The sequence below is a fragment of the Lentihominibacter faecis genome (assembly GCF_014306095.1).
Lineage (GTDB): Bacteria > Bacillota > Clostridia > Peptostreptococcales > Anaerovoracaceae > Lentihominibacter > Lentihominibacter faecis.
Genome location: NZ_JACRWC010000090.1, coordinates 1 through 14,201 on the forward strand (window position 1 = coordinate 1; position 14,201 = coordinate 14,201).

Consider the following 14,201-nt stretch of genomic DNA (forward strand, 5'->3'; position numbering starts at 1 on the left):
AGACAGGCCCAGTACCCGACGCGAGCCCGGTACCCGACACGAGCCCGGTGCCCCGTGCGGTCCGGGAACCAGTGCGGCCTCGGCAATCACTAGAAAACACAGGAAGTACCAACATGAAATTCATCAGACAATTTTTGATCATCTTAGCGATCTCTCTTGTTGGAGAGATCTTGAAATACATATTACCGCTGCCGATCCCGGCCAGCATCTATGGAATGGCCATCTTGTTCGCAGGTCTTATGAGCGGACTGATCAAGCTGGATGCAGTTCGCGAAACTGGAAAATTTCTTATAGAAATCATGCCACTCATGTTCATACCGGCGGGAGTCGGGCTGATGGACAGCTGGGGAAATCTGCATCCGATTTTACTGCCCGTTGCGATCATCACGATCGTGACCAACATCACTGTCATGGGATCCACAGGACTGCTGTCTCAATGGGTCATCCGACGTGGAAGAAAGCTGGCGGAGGAAAAGACGAAACGAAAGAGAGGGGCGTATCATGAATAATTTTCTGGAAGAATCACTCTTTGCAGGTGTGACACTCAGCCTCATCGCCTATCTCGCAGGCAGCCTGCTGCGTAAAAAATTCAAACTTGGGATTTTTAATCCGCTGCTGATCTCCATCGCGGTATCTATTGCTGTTTTGGCTATTGGAAATATCAGCTATGAGACGTATAATGAAGGAGCGAAATATCTTAGCTGGCTCCTGACGCCGGCTACCGTTTGCCTGGCGATTCCTTTGTATGAACAGTGGAGCCTTTTGAAACAGAACTGCAAAGCTGTCATGCTGGGGCTTGCAGCAGGGACGGTCACAAGTCTGGGAACCGTACTGGGGCTGTCACTGCTTTGTGGTCTGGACCACAAAGAATACGTGACGCTGCTGCCGAAATCCATCACTACGGCTATCGGCATGGGTGTTTCGGAAGAACTGGGAGGCTATGTGACCATCACGGTCGCGGTCATCGTGATCACTGGTGTTCTTGGCAATATGTTCGGGGAAGTGATCTGTAGAATTTTTCGCATCACGGAGCCGATCTCAAAGGGACTTGCATTCGGTGCATCTTCTCATGCTATCGGTACCGCCAAGGCTATTGAAATCGGAGAGATCGAAGGCGCGATGAGCAGTCTCGCCATCGCAGTGTCCGGGATCCTGACAGTTGTGCTGGCGTCTGTTTTCTCGCATTTTTTATAGAGTTTTACGAGGAGGTTACAAGATGAATAAATCTGCGCCCATGGAATATGAAAAAGCAATTGAATATATTGATCAGATGATTCGAGATGGTGAGCTTGTAACGGGAAGCCGTCTGCCGACGGAACGAACGATCTCAGAGCATCTGGGCATCGGCAGGAATTCTACCAGGGAGGCACTCAGTATTCTTCACGGCATGGGAATGATCAGGCGAGTCCAAGGTTCCGGAAACTATGTGACCGGCGATGCACACCGTGCTATTCGCCAGATCTGTACTATGATGCTTGCGCTTGGAACCATAACGAAGAAAGATGTTTGTGAGTTCCGGCGCGTGCTGGAAAAATCAGCCTGTCTGCTGCTTTCTGAAAAGGGTGTTCCTGCAGACGAGCGCAGACAGTTTGAGGAAATACTTGCAGCTATGGAATCGGCAGACGAAAAAACATTGCCGGCACTGGATCGTGACTTTCACACAATGCTGCTGCGGGCAACAGGGAATTCTCTCATGGTCACCGTCCTGGATGCCATCGCAGAGGTTTATCAGAAATGGATCGACATCGTGATCCGCAAGACAGGGAAAGACGAAAAAAACAGACTGCAGGCTTACCACAAGGGGATCTATACAAGCCTGGCAGAAGCGGATACGGACCTGGCTTTGCGATTTGTTGACGATCACTATGATTTGATTGAGGAGATGTTGGAATTATGAAATACAAAATAGCAATATTCGATATGGATGGAACGATTTTAAACACACTGGACGACCTGGCGGACAGCATGAACCGCTGCCTGCGGGCTCGCGGGCTCGCGGAGCGTTCTTTGCAGGAGATACGCACATTTCTGGGGAACGGGATACACAGGCTGGTAGAATGCTCGGTGCCGGATGGAACGGACGCCGAAACTCTGGAAAAAGTGTATCAGGATTTTTTGATATACTATAAAGATCACTGCGCCATCAAAACATGTCCCTACGAAGGCATACCGCAGGTTCTGCAAAGCCTCCGGCGCGCGGGAGTGCTGACGGCCGTCGTGTCCAACAAGGCGGATTATGCGGTGAAGATCCTTTGCGAGGATTACTTCGACGGTCAGTTTGATTTCTCCGTGGGCGAGCTGGAAGGACGGCGGAGAAAGCCGTATCCGGACAGCGTCGATGCAGTGATGGAAAACTTCCGGATCGCAAAGAAAGATGCGGTGTATATCGGAGATTCTGAGGTGGATTTTCAGACGGCTCAGAATGCCGGAGTGGACGTGATCATGGTGGGATGGGGATTCCGCGATGAGGACTTTTTGAAAGAGCAGGGTGCAAAGTTTGTGATCCACGATCCTGCAGAGATCCTGGATGCTATCGGTGTGCCGAGACAGTAGGGCTTTGTAGCAATGCGAGGTGAAAACGAAAGGGGGCTGCGATGATTATTACCATTGGAAGAGAGTGTGGATGCAATGCCGATGAAATCGGCAGGATGCTGGCGGGAAAATACGGGATTTTTTGCTATACAAAGGCGGAACTGATCCAACTGGCGAAGGAAAAAGGAGTCTATGAAAAGTATCCGTTTTTCTTCGGAGAAATGCCTGTGGATATGATGATCAGCCCGATGGCGGAATCGCTGGAAGTACGGCTTAGGAACACTCCGCAGGAGGCGCTGGAAAGTGTGCTGGGCGGAGAAGACTGCGTGATCGTTGGGCGGGCAGCCGGATATGCGTTTCGAAATCGGAAAGACGCGCTTCGGATCTTCCTGTGCGGAGAAAAAGAAAAGCGGATCGAACGCATGATGGACAAGCACGGTTTTTCCCGGCGAAAGGCAGTGAAGATCGTAGAGGAAACGGACGATCTGAGACGGGGATATCACGAATACTATTCCGGGGAAACCTGGGGCGCCGCACACAATTATGATATTTGCCTGGACGTGATGCGACTGGGTAAAGACAGGGTGATGCACATCATCGATACGGCGCTTGCAGAGCTTATAGATAAATAACGAAAGGATATACATGTCCATACCAGGTTTTGTAATATTCAACTTCATGATCTATGCTATAATCAATGCTTTCACACCGGGGCCGGGGAATTTCCTGGCGCTTAATACGGTGACCAACTATGGCTTGAAAAGAGGGAAACCATTGTTTTTTGGCATTTTTGCAGGGTATTATTTCGTGCAGACCAGCTGCTGCGTATTTGTCTATGCGCTGGGCTCGCTGCTGCCCCAGTTTCTTGCTGTGATGAAGTATATCGGAGCTGCATATATTTTGTGGCTGGCGATCCATATAGCGATCAGCAAGCCGGGAAAAGCAGGAGATGAAAAATCAGCATCTTTCTGGAAAGGCTTCGCGCTGCAGTTCGTCAATGTGAAGATCTACCTTTTTGGAATCACGGCATTGACCGGGTTTATCACGGACTATAGCAGGGCGTTTCCGGTATTGTTTCTCTTTGAGATGATCATCGCTACAGTGGGAACGATCGCTACGGCAACCTGGATCGGGCTTGGTATGATGATACAGAAGTTTTATGAGAAACATTTCCGCATCATTAACATCATCATGGCGCTGACGCTTTTAGAATGTATCTACAGTATGCTGGTCAGCTAGTGAGCAGAATAACGAGTCACTTGCGAAACAGGCAAAATAAATCCATTTTGCCTGTTTTTTTTATGAGGAACATCTGATATAATATAGAGTTAGAAAAATAGCGTGAAACAGGAGTAAAAGATGTTTGATAAATTAGATTTTATAACAGAAAAATATGACGAGCTGGCTCAGAAGGTATCAGACCCTGAGATCATAAACAACCAGCCGGTGTGGCAGAAACACGTCAAGGAGATGGGCGAGATGGAGCCTATCGTAAAGAAATACAAGGAATACAAGAAAGCCAAGTCCGATCTGGCGGAAGCCAAGGAGATGCTGGACGAAGGTGATGAGGAAATGCGTGAACTGGCCAAGATGGAGATCTCCGAACTGGAAGACACCATCAAGCAGCAGGAAGCGGATCTGAAGATCCTGCTTCTGCCGAAGGATCCTAACGATGAAAAGAACGTTATCCTGGAGATCCGTGCAGGTACAGGCGGAGAGGAAGCGGCGTTGTTTGGTGCAGATCTTCTGCGTATGTACACCCGCTATGCAGAGCGGAACCACTGGAAGACGGAGCTGATGGAAGTCAACGATACAGGTCTTGGAGGCATCAAGGAAGCTGTTATCCTGATCAAGGGCAAGGGCGCATACTCCAGACTGAAATATGAGAGCGGCGCTCATCGTGTACAGCGTGTGCCGGAAACAGAATCCAGCGGTCGTATCCATACCTCTGCAGCGACTGTTGCTGTGCTGCCGGAAGTGGACGACGTGGAAGTAGATCTGAATCCTAACGATGTTCGCGTGGATGTGTACCGTGCATCCGGAAACGGCGGTCAGTGCGTAAACACGACGGACTCGGCTGTCCGTCTGACTCACGAACCGACAGGACTGGTAGTTACATGCCAGGATGAAAAATCCCAGATCAAGAACAAAGAAAAAGCATTCAAGGTACTGCGTTCCAGACTGTACGATCTGAAGATGCAGGAACAGAATAAAGAAATCGCTGACCAGAGAAAGAGCATGGTGGGAACCGGCGACCGAAGTGAGCGTATCCGTACGTACAACTTCCCGCAGGGAAGAGTTTCCGATCACAGGATCGGTCTGACTCTCTACAAGCTGGACAACTTCCTGGACGGCGATCTGGATGAAATCATAGACGGCCTCATCACCAGCGATCAGGCCGAAAAAATGAAGGCGTTTTAAATGAAAACAAGATTACTTTCTGTAACAAGTGAAGCGGATATGCAGGAAGCTGCAAAGATCATTGCAGACGGAGGTCTGGTGGCTTTTCCGACGGAGACGGTGTACGGTCTGGGGGCTGACGCGCTCAACGCCCGGGCGGTAGGCAGCGTCTACGATGCAAAGGGCAGGCCCAGCGATAATCCTATGATCGTCCACGTGTGCCGTGCAGACGATTTAAAGAGGATCTACGACCTGGACAAGCTGCCGCAGCAGAATCAGAAGCAGATCAGAGCCTTGACGGAAAACTTCTGGCCGGGGCCGCTGACCATCATTGGCCCGCGTGCAGCCTGTGTTCCCGACAGGACTACGGGCGGACTGGAAACCGTGGCTGTACGGATGCCGGACAGTCAGGTGGCTCTTGATCTCATCCGGCAGTCCGGATGCCCTATCGCAGCACCCAGCGCCAATATTTCCGGAAGACCAAGCCCGACCAGGGCCAAGGACGTGGTCGCTGACATGGACGGTCGTATCGAAGCGATCTTTATGGGAGGCGACTGCCAGGTGGGGATCGAATCCACTGTACTGGATATGACAGGTGATACGCCGACGATCCTCAGGCCGGGGATCCTGACGGCTGACGATATTTCGGATGCACTGGGCGTTCCCGTCGCTTACGATAAAGCCTTATCGCAGAAACCTGACGGTGATGACTTCAAACCGAAGGCGCCGGGCATGAAATACAAACACTATGCGCCAAAAGCTGATATGATGATCCTGGAGGGCGCATACACGGACGTCAAGCGGGAGATCGAGCGGCTCCGCCGGGAAAAAGAGCGGGAGGGTCTTAAGGTGGGCTCCATCCTGTTTGAAGAAAGTGCGTTTCGAGAAGCGGCTCATGACTTTTTCGCAAGGCTGCGCGATCTGGATCAGGCCGGTGTGGATCTGATCATAGCGGGAGCACTCAGCGGAGAAGACCAGGTGGGGTTCGCGGTTATGAACCGCATGGTCAAATCGGCAGGATATAATATCATAAAGGTATGAGAAAGAGAGGAGTATTTTATGAAAATCGCCATCGCCAGCGATCATGGCGGCTACCAGCTGAAAGAAGAAATCAAGAAGTATCTTGAAGGACGAAACATCGAAGTGGTGGATCTGGGAACCAACTCAGAGGAATCTGTAGATTATCCGATTTACGGCAAAGCCTGCGGCGAAGCTGTTATGAGCGGCAAAGCAGATCGCGGTATCGTCTGCTGTGGCACGGGGATCGGTATTTCTATCGCGGCCAATAAGGTGAAAGGCATCCGCTGCGCGCTTTGCACGGATGTTCACATGGCAGAGATGTCTCGCAAACATAACGATTCCAACGTGCTGTCCCTGGGCGGCAGAACGACGCCGGTGGACAAGGCTCTGGAAATCGTGGGAGCCTGGCTGGACACTGAATTTGAGGGCGGCCGCCATCAGAGAAGAGTGGACATGCTCAACGCATAAGACTGCCCCGCACGCGCTGGCCTGCTTCCGAAGGAAGACAGGGCGCCGCGAAGGGATGACCGGCGGAGCCGGCTTTGCATAAAAAATATGGTTAATAATAAAATTGAGATATAAAAAGAAAGGCAGGTACTAATTATGAGTAATGTATATGTATTCGATCATCCGTTGATCCAGCACAAGACTGCTATGATCCGTAAGGAGGATACGAGCGTCAAGGACTTCAGAGAGCTGGTTAGAGAGATTTCCATGCTGATGGGTTATGAAGCTACGAGAAAGCTGCCGCTGGAAGAGGTGGAGATCACGACTCCGATCTGCGACACTAAGGTAAACATGCTGAAGGGCGAAGATATTGCCATCGTTCCGATCCTGAGAGCGGGACTGGGTATGGTGGACGGCATGCTGGCTCTGGTGCCGAATGCTAAGGTCGGCCATGTTGGTCTTTACAGAGATCCGGAAACTCACGAACCTGTAGAATACTATTGCAAACTGCCGAACGATATTGACAAGAGAGAGATCTTTGTCGTTGACCCGATGCTGGCAACTGGCGGAAGTGCTGCGGCTGCCATTGATTTCATCAAGGCAAGAGGCGGCAAGAAGATCATTTTCATGTGCCTGATCGCTGCTCCGGAAGGTATCGAAGCGCTGCAGAAGGCTCATCCGGATGTAGATATCTTCATTGCTGCAAAGGATGAGAAGCTCAACGAAAACGCATATATCGTACCGGGTCTGGGCGATGCAGGAGATAGACTTTACGGCACAAAATAAGAGCTTTTGGAGGATAGAAGAAGAATGAAATACGATTTTATACCTGACAGCGTGAGCGAGCACACCAATGTTTATGATGTGCTGAAGGAACGGGGATTTATCGAACAGTCCACGGACGAGGAAAAGGTCCGGGAGCTTCTGCAGAATGAGAAAGTGAAATTTTACATTGGCTTTGACCCGACGGCGGACTGTCTTCACGTAGGCCACTTCATGCAGGTGATCATCATGATGTATATGCAGAAGTTTGGTCATACGCCGGTCGTGCTGCTGGGAGGCGGTACTGGTTTTGTAGGCGATCCTTCGGGACGGACAGATATGCGTCAGATGATGACTGCTGAGACGATCGAGAGCAATTGTGAAGCGTTCAAGAAGCTGTTTGATCGCTTCCTGGATTTCGATGAAGACTGGAAATATGAGGGCAACAATGGCGTGTTTGAACCGGGCCACGAAAACAAGGAGCCGGAGCCGGGCAAGGCGATCTCGGTCAACAATGCGAGATGGCTGCTGCCGCTGAATTACATTGATTTCATTCGTGAGATCGGATCCTGCTTCAATGTGAACACCATGCTTCGTGCAGAATGCTTCAAGCAGAGGATGGATCGCGAAGGCGGACTTACGATGTTTGAACTGAACTACATGCTGATGCAGAGCTATGATTTCATGGTCATGGCGCGGGACTTCGATGTTAAGATCGAGTTTGGTGGAAACGACCAGTGGTCCAACATCATAGGCGGCGTAGATCTGACTCGCAAGAAGACGGGTAAGGAAGTGTACGGCATGACATTTTCTCTGCTGACCAACTCGGAAGGCAAGAAGATGGGCAAGACCCAGAAGGGCGCGCTGTGGCTGGATGCTGACAAGACGACTCCGTATGAATTTTATCAGTACTGGAGAAACGTCGGTGATGCTGATGTAGAAAAATGTCTGCGGATGCTGACTTTCCTGCCGATGGATGAAGTGCGCAGACTGGCTTCTCTGGAAGGACAGGAGATCAACAAGGCCAAGGAGATCCTGGCGTTTGAAGTGACCAAGCTGGTTCACGGCGAGGATGAGGCAAAGAAGGCGCAGGAGGCTGCACGTGCTGCGTTCAGCGGTGGCGGTACAGACATCAGCGCTATGCCGACGACTCCGTTTGAGGCTGCAAAGCTGGCCGGTGAGGGCATGGGTGTTGTAAACTTCATCAAGGAGCTGGGACTTGTTCCGAGCAACCGGGAAGGATTCATGACCATCGAGCAGGGCGGTCTTAAGATCGACGGTGAAAAGGTGACTGACAAGAAGCTGCAGATCACGGCAGATTCCTTTAAAGACGGCAAGATGCTGGTGGAAAAGGGAAAGAAGAAAAAGGTTGTCGTAGAGCTGGTATAAAGATTTTGATGTAAGGGGGACCCTGCGTTAGAGGCGCAGGGTTCTTTTTTATATGCGCCCGTATGATCGTGCCTGCGCGGATGGGTCTGCACATCGGAGACTCCATGATCCACACCGGACATCCACCGTTCTCCCTTCCGTGGAGCGTAGCCCAGCTGGCTGATATCTACCCGGATCTGCCGATGGTCATGATCCATATGGGTCACGGTAACGGCATGTTTATCCAGTCGGCACTGGACATGGCGAAAAAATATCCGAACCTGTATCTGGAAACATCCGGCATGCCGATGCACACCAAGATCAAGGAATCCTACAGAGATATCGGATCTGACCGGATCATGTGGGGACTGGACGCACCGTTCCACCACCCTGCAGTAGAAATGCTCAAGCCGATCGTCAGCGGTCTGACCGACGAAGAGCTGGAAGACGTGTTCTATAACAATGTGAAGAAACTTTTGAAGCTGTAGTTCTCGGGGATCATCCCCTGAAGCTGTAATTCTCGGGGATCGTCCCCTTTGAACCAAAGCTGTACCGCCGCCGGGTGTGCCGCCCGGCTTCTATAAAGGATGCCTTCGGATGTGTGCTGCAAAGGACGCTCCGGAGGCGTTTTTTTGTTGGACGGCAGGTGGATCACCGGCGATTTTTTCCTTAATAACAGACTTGTCCGTGATTTTGTCCGAATTGGATTGACAAACAAAAAATGCTATTATATAATGCAAAAAGCGGTTAAGAATAAGTAAAATTCAAGACATTTTATATGCAAAAATCGAATTAAATGATAGCAAAAAGTGATTTATAGAACGGAACAATACGGAGGGGATCTTATGAGAACATACGATGACAAGATGTTTATCGAAACCTTTGAGCATCAGTACACCTGGCTCAACGGCTTTATGAGAAATGTGAGAAGATATGGCAAGAAAGCTGCGCTGTTAGATCCGGCGACAGATAGAAGCTGGACGTATACGCAGCTGAACCAGGAGGCGAATCAGCTGGCACATGCGCTGCGCCAGGATGGTGTAGGCAAAAACGATGTGGTCATGTCGGTGCTGCCGAACTGCCCGGAATTTTGCTTTGCATATATCGGCCCGAGGAAGATCGGTGCGATCATCAACCTGGCAAATTACAAGCTTTCCTTTGGGGAACTGGCCTTGCTGATCGATCACAACTGCCCGAAGGTGATTCTGTACGCTGCGGATGTAGCGGATATGGTGACGAAGGCTGTTGAGAAGGCAGAGCACAAGCCGGTTCGTCTGGTAATGGCGGATAACCAGGAGGGAAGAGAAGTCCCCGAGGGTCACTACAGCTATGAAGCTTATGTGTCCGCACAGCCGAAAAATGATCCGGAAATGGATTTCGTGCCTCATATTTATGATGAAGTGATAAGAATGTGCACCAGCGGGACGTCTGCTTTGCCTAAGAGCGTGCCGCTCAATGATATCAATGAAGTATTGTCAGCGCACGATGCCATCATGCATTATCCGCTGAATGTAAAAGACGTCTGCATGAACATGACGCCGCTGTTTCACCGCGGAGGAAGCCATTCCGGAGGCACGTGTCCGACTTTCTTTGTAGGCGCGGCTCTGGTGGTGATGCGGAGTTTCTCGCCGCGAACGACTTTGCAGTATGTGGAAAAATATGGGGTAACGTTCCTGACAGGATCCCCGGCATCGCTGGAAATGCTGACGCGTATCCAGGAAAAGACTCCGTATGATCTTTCTCGTTTGAAGGGACTGGTCACTATGGGGGCTCCGCTGGAAAAAGCAGCCTGCAAAAAATTCATGGAAGTCCTGACGCCGAATATTTTAAACGGTTACGGCACGACGGAAACTTTCTGGAACTCGTTCCTGCGCCCTTATGATCTTCCGGATTATGCCGGAAGCGTAGGAGGCAGCTGTATCGATGATGAAGTGCGGGTCGTTAAGGTTTATGATGATCACAAAGCTGAGCCGGACGAGCTGGTAGAAAAGGACAATGTCACAACGGGTGAAGTCATCATAAGCAGCCCGGGTAAGACGACCTACAGCTATTATAACAACCCTGAAGAAGAGGCGAACAAATTCTATAAAGGATGGATGTATACGGGTGACCTGGGGACATGGGGTGAGAACCTTTATGTAATGATCAACGGTCGTAAGGACGATATGATCGTATGCTCCGGTGAAAATATTTACCCGACACAGATAGAGGAAGCCCTTAATGAGATGGAGAAGGTGCAGGACTCCATGGTGGTGGCCGTGCCTGATAAAGTACGCGGACAGGCGGTGGCAGCTTACGTTGTTGCAAAGGATCCGTCCCTGACTATCGCAGAGCTGACCAGGTTCTGCAACAACAGTCCGATGCTTTCAACGTATAAGCGTCCTCGCTGGTACTGTATCGTGGAAGAACTCCCGCATACAGCCACCGGAAAGAAGATGCATTATGTAATGAAGCAGCAGGCGGCAGAAGATCTGAAAAACGGAGTGTTGAAGAGAAGATAATCAAAAATGCAATATAAAAAACAGAGTTGGATAAAATTGTCTGATATGTACCCCAATACGGGGCGCCCGGTATTGGGGTACATATCAAAATTATCCCGCTCTGTTTTTTTATTTACTCCAGATGTTCTTCTATGATTTGCAGAAACAGTTCCGCTGCCGGATTAAGCAAAGATTTTTTCCAGGCAACGGCGCATGTGATGGCATAGCTCTCATCGTCGATAGGCGTTACTTGTATTCCTGTCTGTGGAAGGGCTGAGAGGATTTCGGCTGCTTTTAACGGCAGGATGGAGATCCCCAGACCTGAGCCTACGGACAGCAGTACCGATTTTATGTCGGAAAACCGGTTGGCGATCTGCGGCGTGAAACGATGAGTCTGGCAGTAGTTCATGATCTGCATATAAAGGATGGGATTTTCTTCTTCCGAGATCAGGATGAATTTCTGGTGAGGAAGGGATGAAAGATCTAACCCGTCGACAAAACAGGTATCATCATCGGGCTTCAGCATATCCGCGTGAGCTGTTTTCGGTGACACAAAGCACAGCTGGGTGGTATGGGTTTCCCTGATTTCATATTCCTCGCTGTCAGGGATCATATCCAGGTAATGAAAGTGAAAATCATAAGGGTCATCCACTTCGCTTTGAAGTGGTTCGCCATGAGACACATAAGTCAGATCTACGATAATCCCGGGATATTTCCGGGAAAATTCTTGCAGACACATGGCCAGAAACTGATCGGAATCATCGATCGTAGCAATAGAAAGCCGTCCCTCTGCACCCTCATGCAGCTGTCTGACGGCGAAGGCGCCTTTTTTCGCGGCATCCAGGATCTCCTGCGCATATGGTAAAAACGCACGGCCCTCCTGAGTCAGGCGAACGTCCCGTTTCGTGCGGTAGAAAAGCTTGACTCCAAGCTGCTGCTCAAGATCGTTGATCTGACGGCTGATGGTAGATTGAGGCACGCCGTTTTGTCGAGCCGCATTGGTAAAATTCAGTACCTGGCTGACCGTGATAAAACTTTTTATCTGATTTAAGTGCATTGTAAGACTCCCGTTTATTGACATCTGCCTCGCTGCGATGGTATCATCAAGGCACGGAGCAGACATAATTATCCAGAAAACTGATAAGAAGGGGGCTTTTTATCCGTTTTTGCTATTATATAACATGGGGCTTGAGTTGTAAAGCTTCCGCCTCGGCGTTTTCGGCATGCCTTGGCATGTCGCGATGTTTTGTGCCGAAAGCAGGGGAGTATGGAGGAAATCGTGAAAAAGAAAATCGTGATAACAGGAATGGGTGCAGTGACGCCCATTGGAAGCGGAGTGGAGGAATACTGGAACAATCTGATCGCGGGTGCATGCGGAATCGATAAGATCCGGCAGTTTGATGCGACAGATCTGGCGGTGCGGATCGCAGCGGAGGTTCATTCTTTTGATCTGCAAAAATACATGCCGAAAAAGATGATCCATGAGACGGATGCGTTCACCCAGTACGCTTACGTGGCAGCTGCCGAAGCCTTGGCGATGGCTGGAAAAAAGGATGGAGAACGGTCAGGGGAGAATGCCCGGATGTCTGACGATCCGGATCGTTCTGCCGGCATCGGCCTTCCTGCAGATCCGGATCAAATGGGTATCGTTATGGGGACTGCCATGGCTGGAGTTGCTACGACGGCAGCGACGCAGGAAATCCTGACCAATGCAGTCCACAAGAATGTAGGCCCGCGATTTGTGCCGCGGATCCTGGGAAATATTGCCGCGGCACAAATCGCCATCGCTCATGGGATCACCGGTCACAGTGTTACCTTGTCCACGGCCTGCGCTTCAGGCGGCGATGCCGTTTCCGCAGCGGCAATGCTGCTTCAGGCAGATGAAGCGGATGCCGTTCTGGCAGTTGGGGCAGAGAGCATCCTGTGCCCGCTGGTGATCTACTCGCTGGCGAATGCACACACTTTATCGCGGATGAATGATGATCCACAGCATTCCTGCAGACCGTTCGATGCACACAGAAGTGGATTTGTCATTGGTGAAGGGGGCGGTGCATTGGTATTGGAAACGGAAGAAAATGCCCTGGCTCGCGGAGCGACTATTTACGCCGAGCTGGCAGGATGGGCCAATAACAATGAGGCCTATCATGTCATCAAGCCTAATCCGGATGGAATCAGTTCGATCAAGTGTATGCGAAAAGCTCTTTTAAGGGCGGGACTTTCCCCGCAGGATGTCGATTATATCAATGCTCACGGAACGGGAACAAAACTAGGGGATGAAGCCGAGTTGAATGCACTTGGTCAGTTGTTCGAAGGCTCTGCCATCAGCTCTACAAAAGGAGCTACCGGCCACATGATGGGTGCCGGTGGCATCACTGAAGCGATCGCCTGTATCCAGGCGATCCGGGAAGGGATCGTTCCGCCGACTTTAAACCTGGAAGATTGTGATTCGGATCTGGATCTCGTGCGGGGAGAGAGCCGCAAGATGACAGTTGACACGGCCATGACGAATGCCTTCGGATTTGGTGGGCAGAATTCCAGTCTGATATTTCGGAGGTATTGATTTTTCACCAGCTCGCAAGCAATACAACATGAACAGCCGAATATCCTGCCTTGATGTTGTAATCCAGTGCAAAAAATTTGGTACAGCAACATGAAGACAATGAAAATCAAATTTCATGTTGTAATGATCTCAATAATTCGCAAGCAATACAACATGAACAGCGGTTATGAACCTGTTGATGTTGTATTTTGCTTTTTGGACAACATCAACACAACAAAATTAAGCTTTCGTGTTGTAAGACTTGCAGAGACATCGTTTGACATTTTTAAAATACAAAAAATGCCTTGTAAATATTGACAGCAAACTGCCGGAGGTGTAAAATAATGGAAATAGAAGCCGCAGCTGGAGCTTTGGTCGTCGAAAATCCAAGCCTGGCCTGACGCAACATATCATGGGGAATGAAATGAGAGATTATCACAGCAGAATGAAATGGGAGATGACTCGCATCTGGCAGCGAGAAGTCCAAAATCGGAAGCGTATGATGCAGGAACTGCGGCAGCTTCCGGCGGGAGACCTTTGCATCAGAAAAGGCAAAGGCGATAGTTTTTATACATATCACACCAATCAACACGACACTCGTGGCGTTTTGCGGGATAGGAACTGTCTCTTATACACATCTCCGAGCCCACGAG

Annotated in this window: 16 protein-coding genes; 15 read left to right on the forward strand and 1 reads right to left on the reverse strand. The window is 50.1% G+C overall.

Going from position 1 to position 14,201, the window contains the following annotated elements:
• Nucleotides 1-113 precede the first annotated feature (113 nt).
• The 13 genes from H8876_RS06925 to H8876_RS06985 all read left to right on the forward strand — a co-directional run bounded on the left by H8876_RS06925 (nt 114) and on the right by H8876_RS06985 (nt 11,030).
• On the forward strand, nt 114-509 hold the full coding sequence (locus H8876_RS06925; RefSeq protein ID WP_249287124.1) for a CidA/LrgA family protein: 396 nt from the start codon (nt 114-116) through the stop codon (nt 507-509).
• Complete coding sequence (locus H8876_RS06930; protein ID WP_177264511.1) at nt 502-1,194, forward strand: LrgB family protein; 693 nt, start codon at nt 502-504, stop codon at nt 1,192-1,194. Before H8876_RS06925 ends, H8876_RS06930 begins: the two co-directional genes overlap by 8 nt.
• Before the next feature lie 22 nt (nt 1,195-1,216).
• Nucleotides 1,217-1,897: a FadR/GntR family transcriptional regulator gene (locus H8876_RS06935; RefSeq protein WP_249287125.1), complete on the forward strand. Its 681-nt coding sequence runs from the start codon at nt 1,217-1,219 to the stop codon at nt 1,895-1,897.
• Nucleotides 1,894-2,553 carry an HAD family hydrolase gene (locus H8876_RS06940; protein WP_249287126.1) on the forward strand — a complete coding sequence of 220 codons (660 nt, stop codon included), beginning with the start codon at nt 1,894-1,896 and terminating at the stop codon, nt 2,551-2,553. The genes H8876_RS06935 and H8876_RS06940 overlap by 4 nt, the downstream gene beginning before the upstream one ends.
• A 41-nt stretch (nt 2,554-2,594) precedes the next feature.
• A complete protein-coding gene (locus H8876_RS06945) occupies nt 2,595-3,164 on the forward strand; it encodes a cytidylate kinase-like family protein (protein WP_249287127.1) in 570 nt (189 codons plus the stop codon).
• A 13-nt stretch (nt 3,165-3,177) separates the two neighbouring features.
• On the forward strand, nt 3,178-3,771 hold the full coding sequence (locus H8876_RS06950) for a LysE family transporter (protein WP_283241777.1): 594 nt from the start codon (nt 3,178-3,180) through the stop codon (nt 3,769-3,771).
• A 120-nt stretch (nt 3,772-3,891) separates the two neighbouring features.
• The gene (gene prfA / locus H8876_RS06955) at nt 3,892-4,953 is read left to right on the forward strand and encodes a peptide chain release factor 1 (RefSeq protein ID WP_177265030.1); all 1,062 of its coding nucleotides are present in this window, start codon (nt 3,892-3,894) and stop codon (nt 4,951-4,953) included.
• On the forward strand, nt 4,954-5,973 hold the full coding sequence (locus tag H8876_RS06960) for an L-threonylcarbamoyladenylate synthase (protein WP_249287128.1): 1,020 nt from the start codon (nt 4,954-4,956) through the stop codon (nt 5,971-5,973).
• An 18-nt stretch (nt 5,974-5,991) separates the two neighbouring features.
• Entirely contained in the window at nt 5,992-6,420 is a 429-nt protein-coding gene (rpiB, locus tag H8876_RS06965) for a ribose 5-phosphate isomerase B (protein WP_249287129.1), read from the forward strand.
• Nucleotides 6,421-6,555: 135 nt separating this feature from the next.
• The gene (upp, locus tag H8876_RS06970) at nt 6,556-7,185 is read left to right on the forward strand and encodes a uracil phosphoribosyltransferase (RefSeq protein WP_177265027.1); all 630 of its coding nucleotides are present in this window, start codon (nt 6,556-6,558) and stop codon (nt 7,183-7,185) included.
• Between the two features lie 24 nt (nt 7,186-7,209).
• On the forward strand, nt 7,210-8,550 hold the full coding sequence (gene tyrS, locus H8876_RS06975) for a tyrosine--tRNA ligase (RefSeq protein WP_249287130.1): 1,341 nt from the start codon (nt 7,210-7,212) through the stop codon (nt 8,548-8,550).
• Nucleotides 8,551-8,612: 62 nt separating this feature from the next.
• Nucleotides 8,613-9,017: an amidohydrolase family protein gene (locus H8876_RS06980; protein WP_249287131.1), complete on the forward strand. Its 405-nt coding sequence runs from the start codon at nt 8,613-8,615 to the stop codon at nt 9,015-9,017.
• A 357-nt stretch (nt 9,018-9,374) separates the two neighbouring features.
• Nucleotides 9,375-11,030: a class I adenylate-forming enzyme family protein gene (locus H8876_RS06985; RefSeq protein WP_249287132.1), complete on the forward strand. Its 1,656-nt coding sequence runs from the start codon at nt 9,375-9,377 to the stop codon at nt 11,028-11,030.
• A 112-nt stretch (nt 11,031-11,142) separates the two neighbouring features.
• Here H8876_RS06985 and H8876_RS06990 read toward each other — a convergent pair whose 3' ends face one another.
• A complete protein-coding gene (locus tag H8876_RS06990) occupies nt 11,143-12,066 on the reverse strand; it encodes a LysR family transcriptional regulator (protein ID WP_249287133.1) in 924 nt (307 codons plus the stop codon).
• Nucleotides 12,067-12,288: 222 nt separating this feature from the next.
• Here H8876_RS06990 and H8876_RS06995 point away from each other — a divergent pair, with 222 nt between their 5' ends.
• A complete protein-coding gene (locus tag H8876_RS06995; protein WP_249287134.1) occupies nt 12,289-13,569 on the forward strand; it encodes a beta-ketoacyl-[acyl-carrier-protein] synthase family protein in 1,281 nt (426 codons plus the stop codon).
• Between the two features lie 403 nt (nt 13,570-13,972).
• Nucleotides 13,973-14,201 (forward strand): hypothetical protein (locus H8876_RS07000; protein ID WP_249287135.1); only part of this gene is annotated, 229 nt, incomplete at its 3' end.

Coding starts and splice junctions, on each gene's coding strand:
- H8876_RS06925 (WP_249287124.1), top strand. CDS start 114: ATGAAATTCATCAGACAATTTTTGATCATCTTAGCGATCTCTCTTGTT.
- H8876_RS06930 (WP_177264511.1), top strand. CDS start 502: ATGAATAATTTTCTGGAAGAATCACTCTTTGCAGGTGTGACACTCAGC.
- H8876_RS06935 (WP_249287125.1), top strand. CDS start 1,217: ATGAATAAATCTGCGCCCATGGAATATGAAAAAGCAATTGAATATATT.
- H8876_RS06940 (WP_249287126.1), top strand. CDS start 1,894: ATGAAATACAAAATAGCAATATTCGATATGGATGGAACGATTTTAAAC.
- H8876_RS06945 (WP_249287127.1), top strand. CDS start 2,595: ATGATTATTACCATTGGAAGAGAGTGTGGATGCAATGCCGATGAAATC.
- H8876_RS06950 (WP_283241777.1), top strand. CDS start 3,178: ATGTCCATACCAGGTTTTGTAATATTCAACTTCATGATCTATGCTATA.
- prfA (WP_177265030.1), top strand. CDS start 3,892: ATGTTTGATAAATTAGATTTTATAACAGAAAAATATGACGAGCTGGCT.
- H8876_RS06960 (WP_249287128.1), top strand. CDS start 4,954: ATGAAAACAAGATTACTTTCTGTAACAAGTGAAGCGGATATGCAGGAA.
- rpiB (WP_249287129.1), top strand. CDS start 5,992: ATGAAAATCGCCATCGCCAGCGATCATGGCGGCTACCAGCTGAAAGAA.
- upp (WP_177265027.1), top strand. CDS start 6,556: ATGAGTAATGTATATGTATTCGATCATCCGTTGATCCAGCACAAGACT.
- tyrS (WP_249287130.1), top strand. CDS start 7,210: ATGAAATACGATTTTATACCTGACAGCGTGAGCGAGCACACCAATGTT.
- H8876_RS06980 (WP_249287131.1), top strand. CDS start 8,613: ATGATCGTGCCTGCGCGGATGGGTCTGCACATCGGAGACTCCATGATC.
- H8876_RS06985 (WP_249287132.1), top strand. CDS start 9,375: ATGAGAACATACGATGACAAGATGTTTATCGAAACCTTTGAGCATCAG.
- H8876_RS06990 (WP_249287133.1), bottom strand. CDS start 12,066: ATGCACTTAAATCAGATAAAAAGTTTTATCACGGTCAGCCAGGTACTG.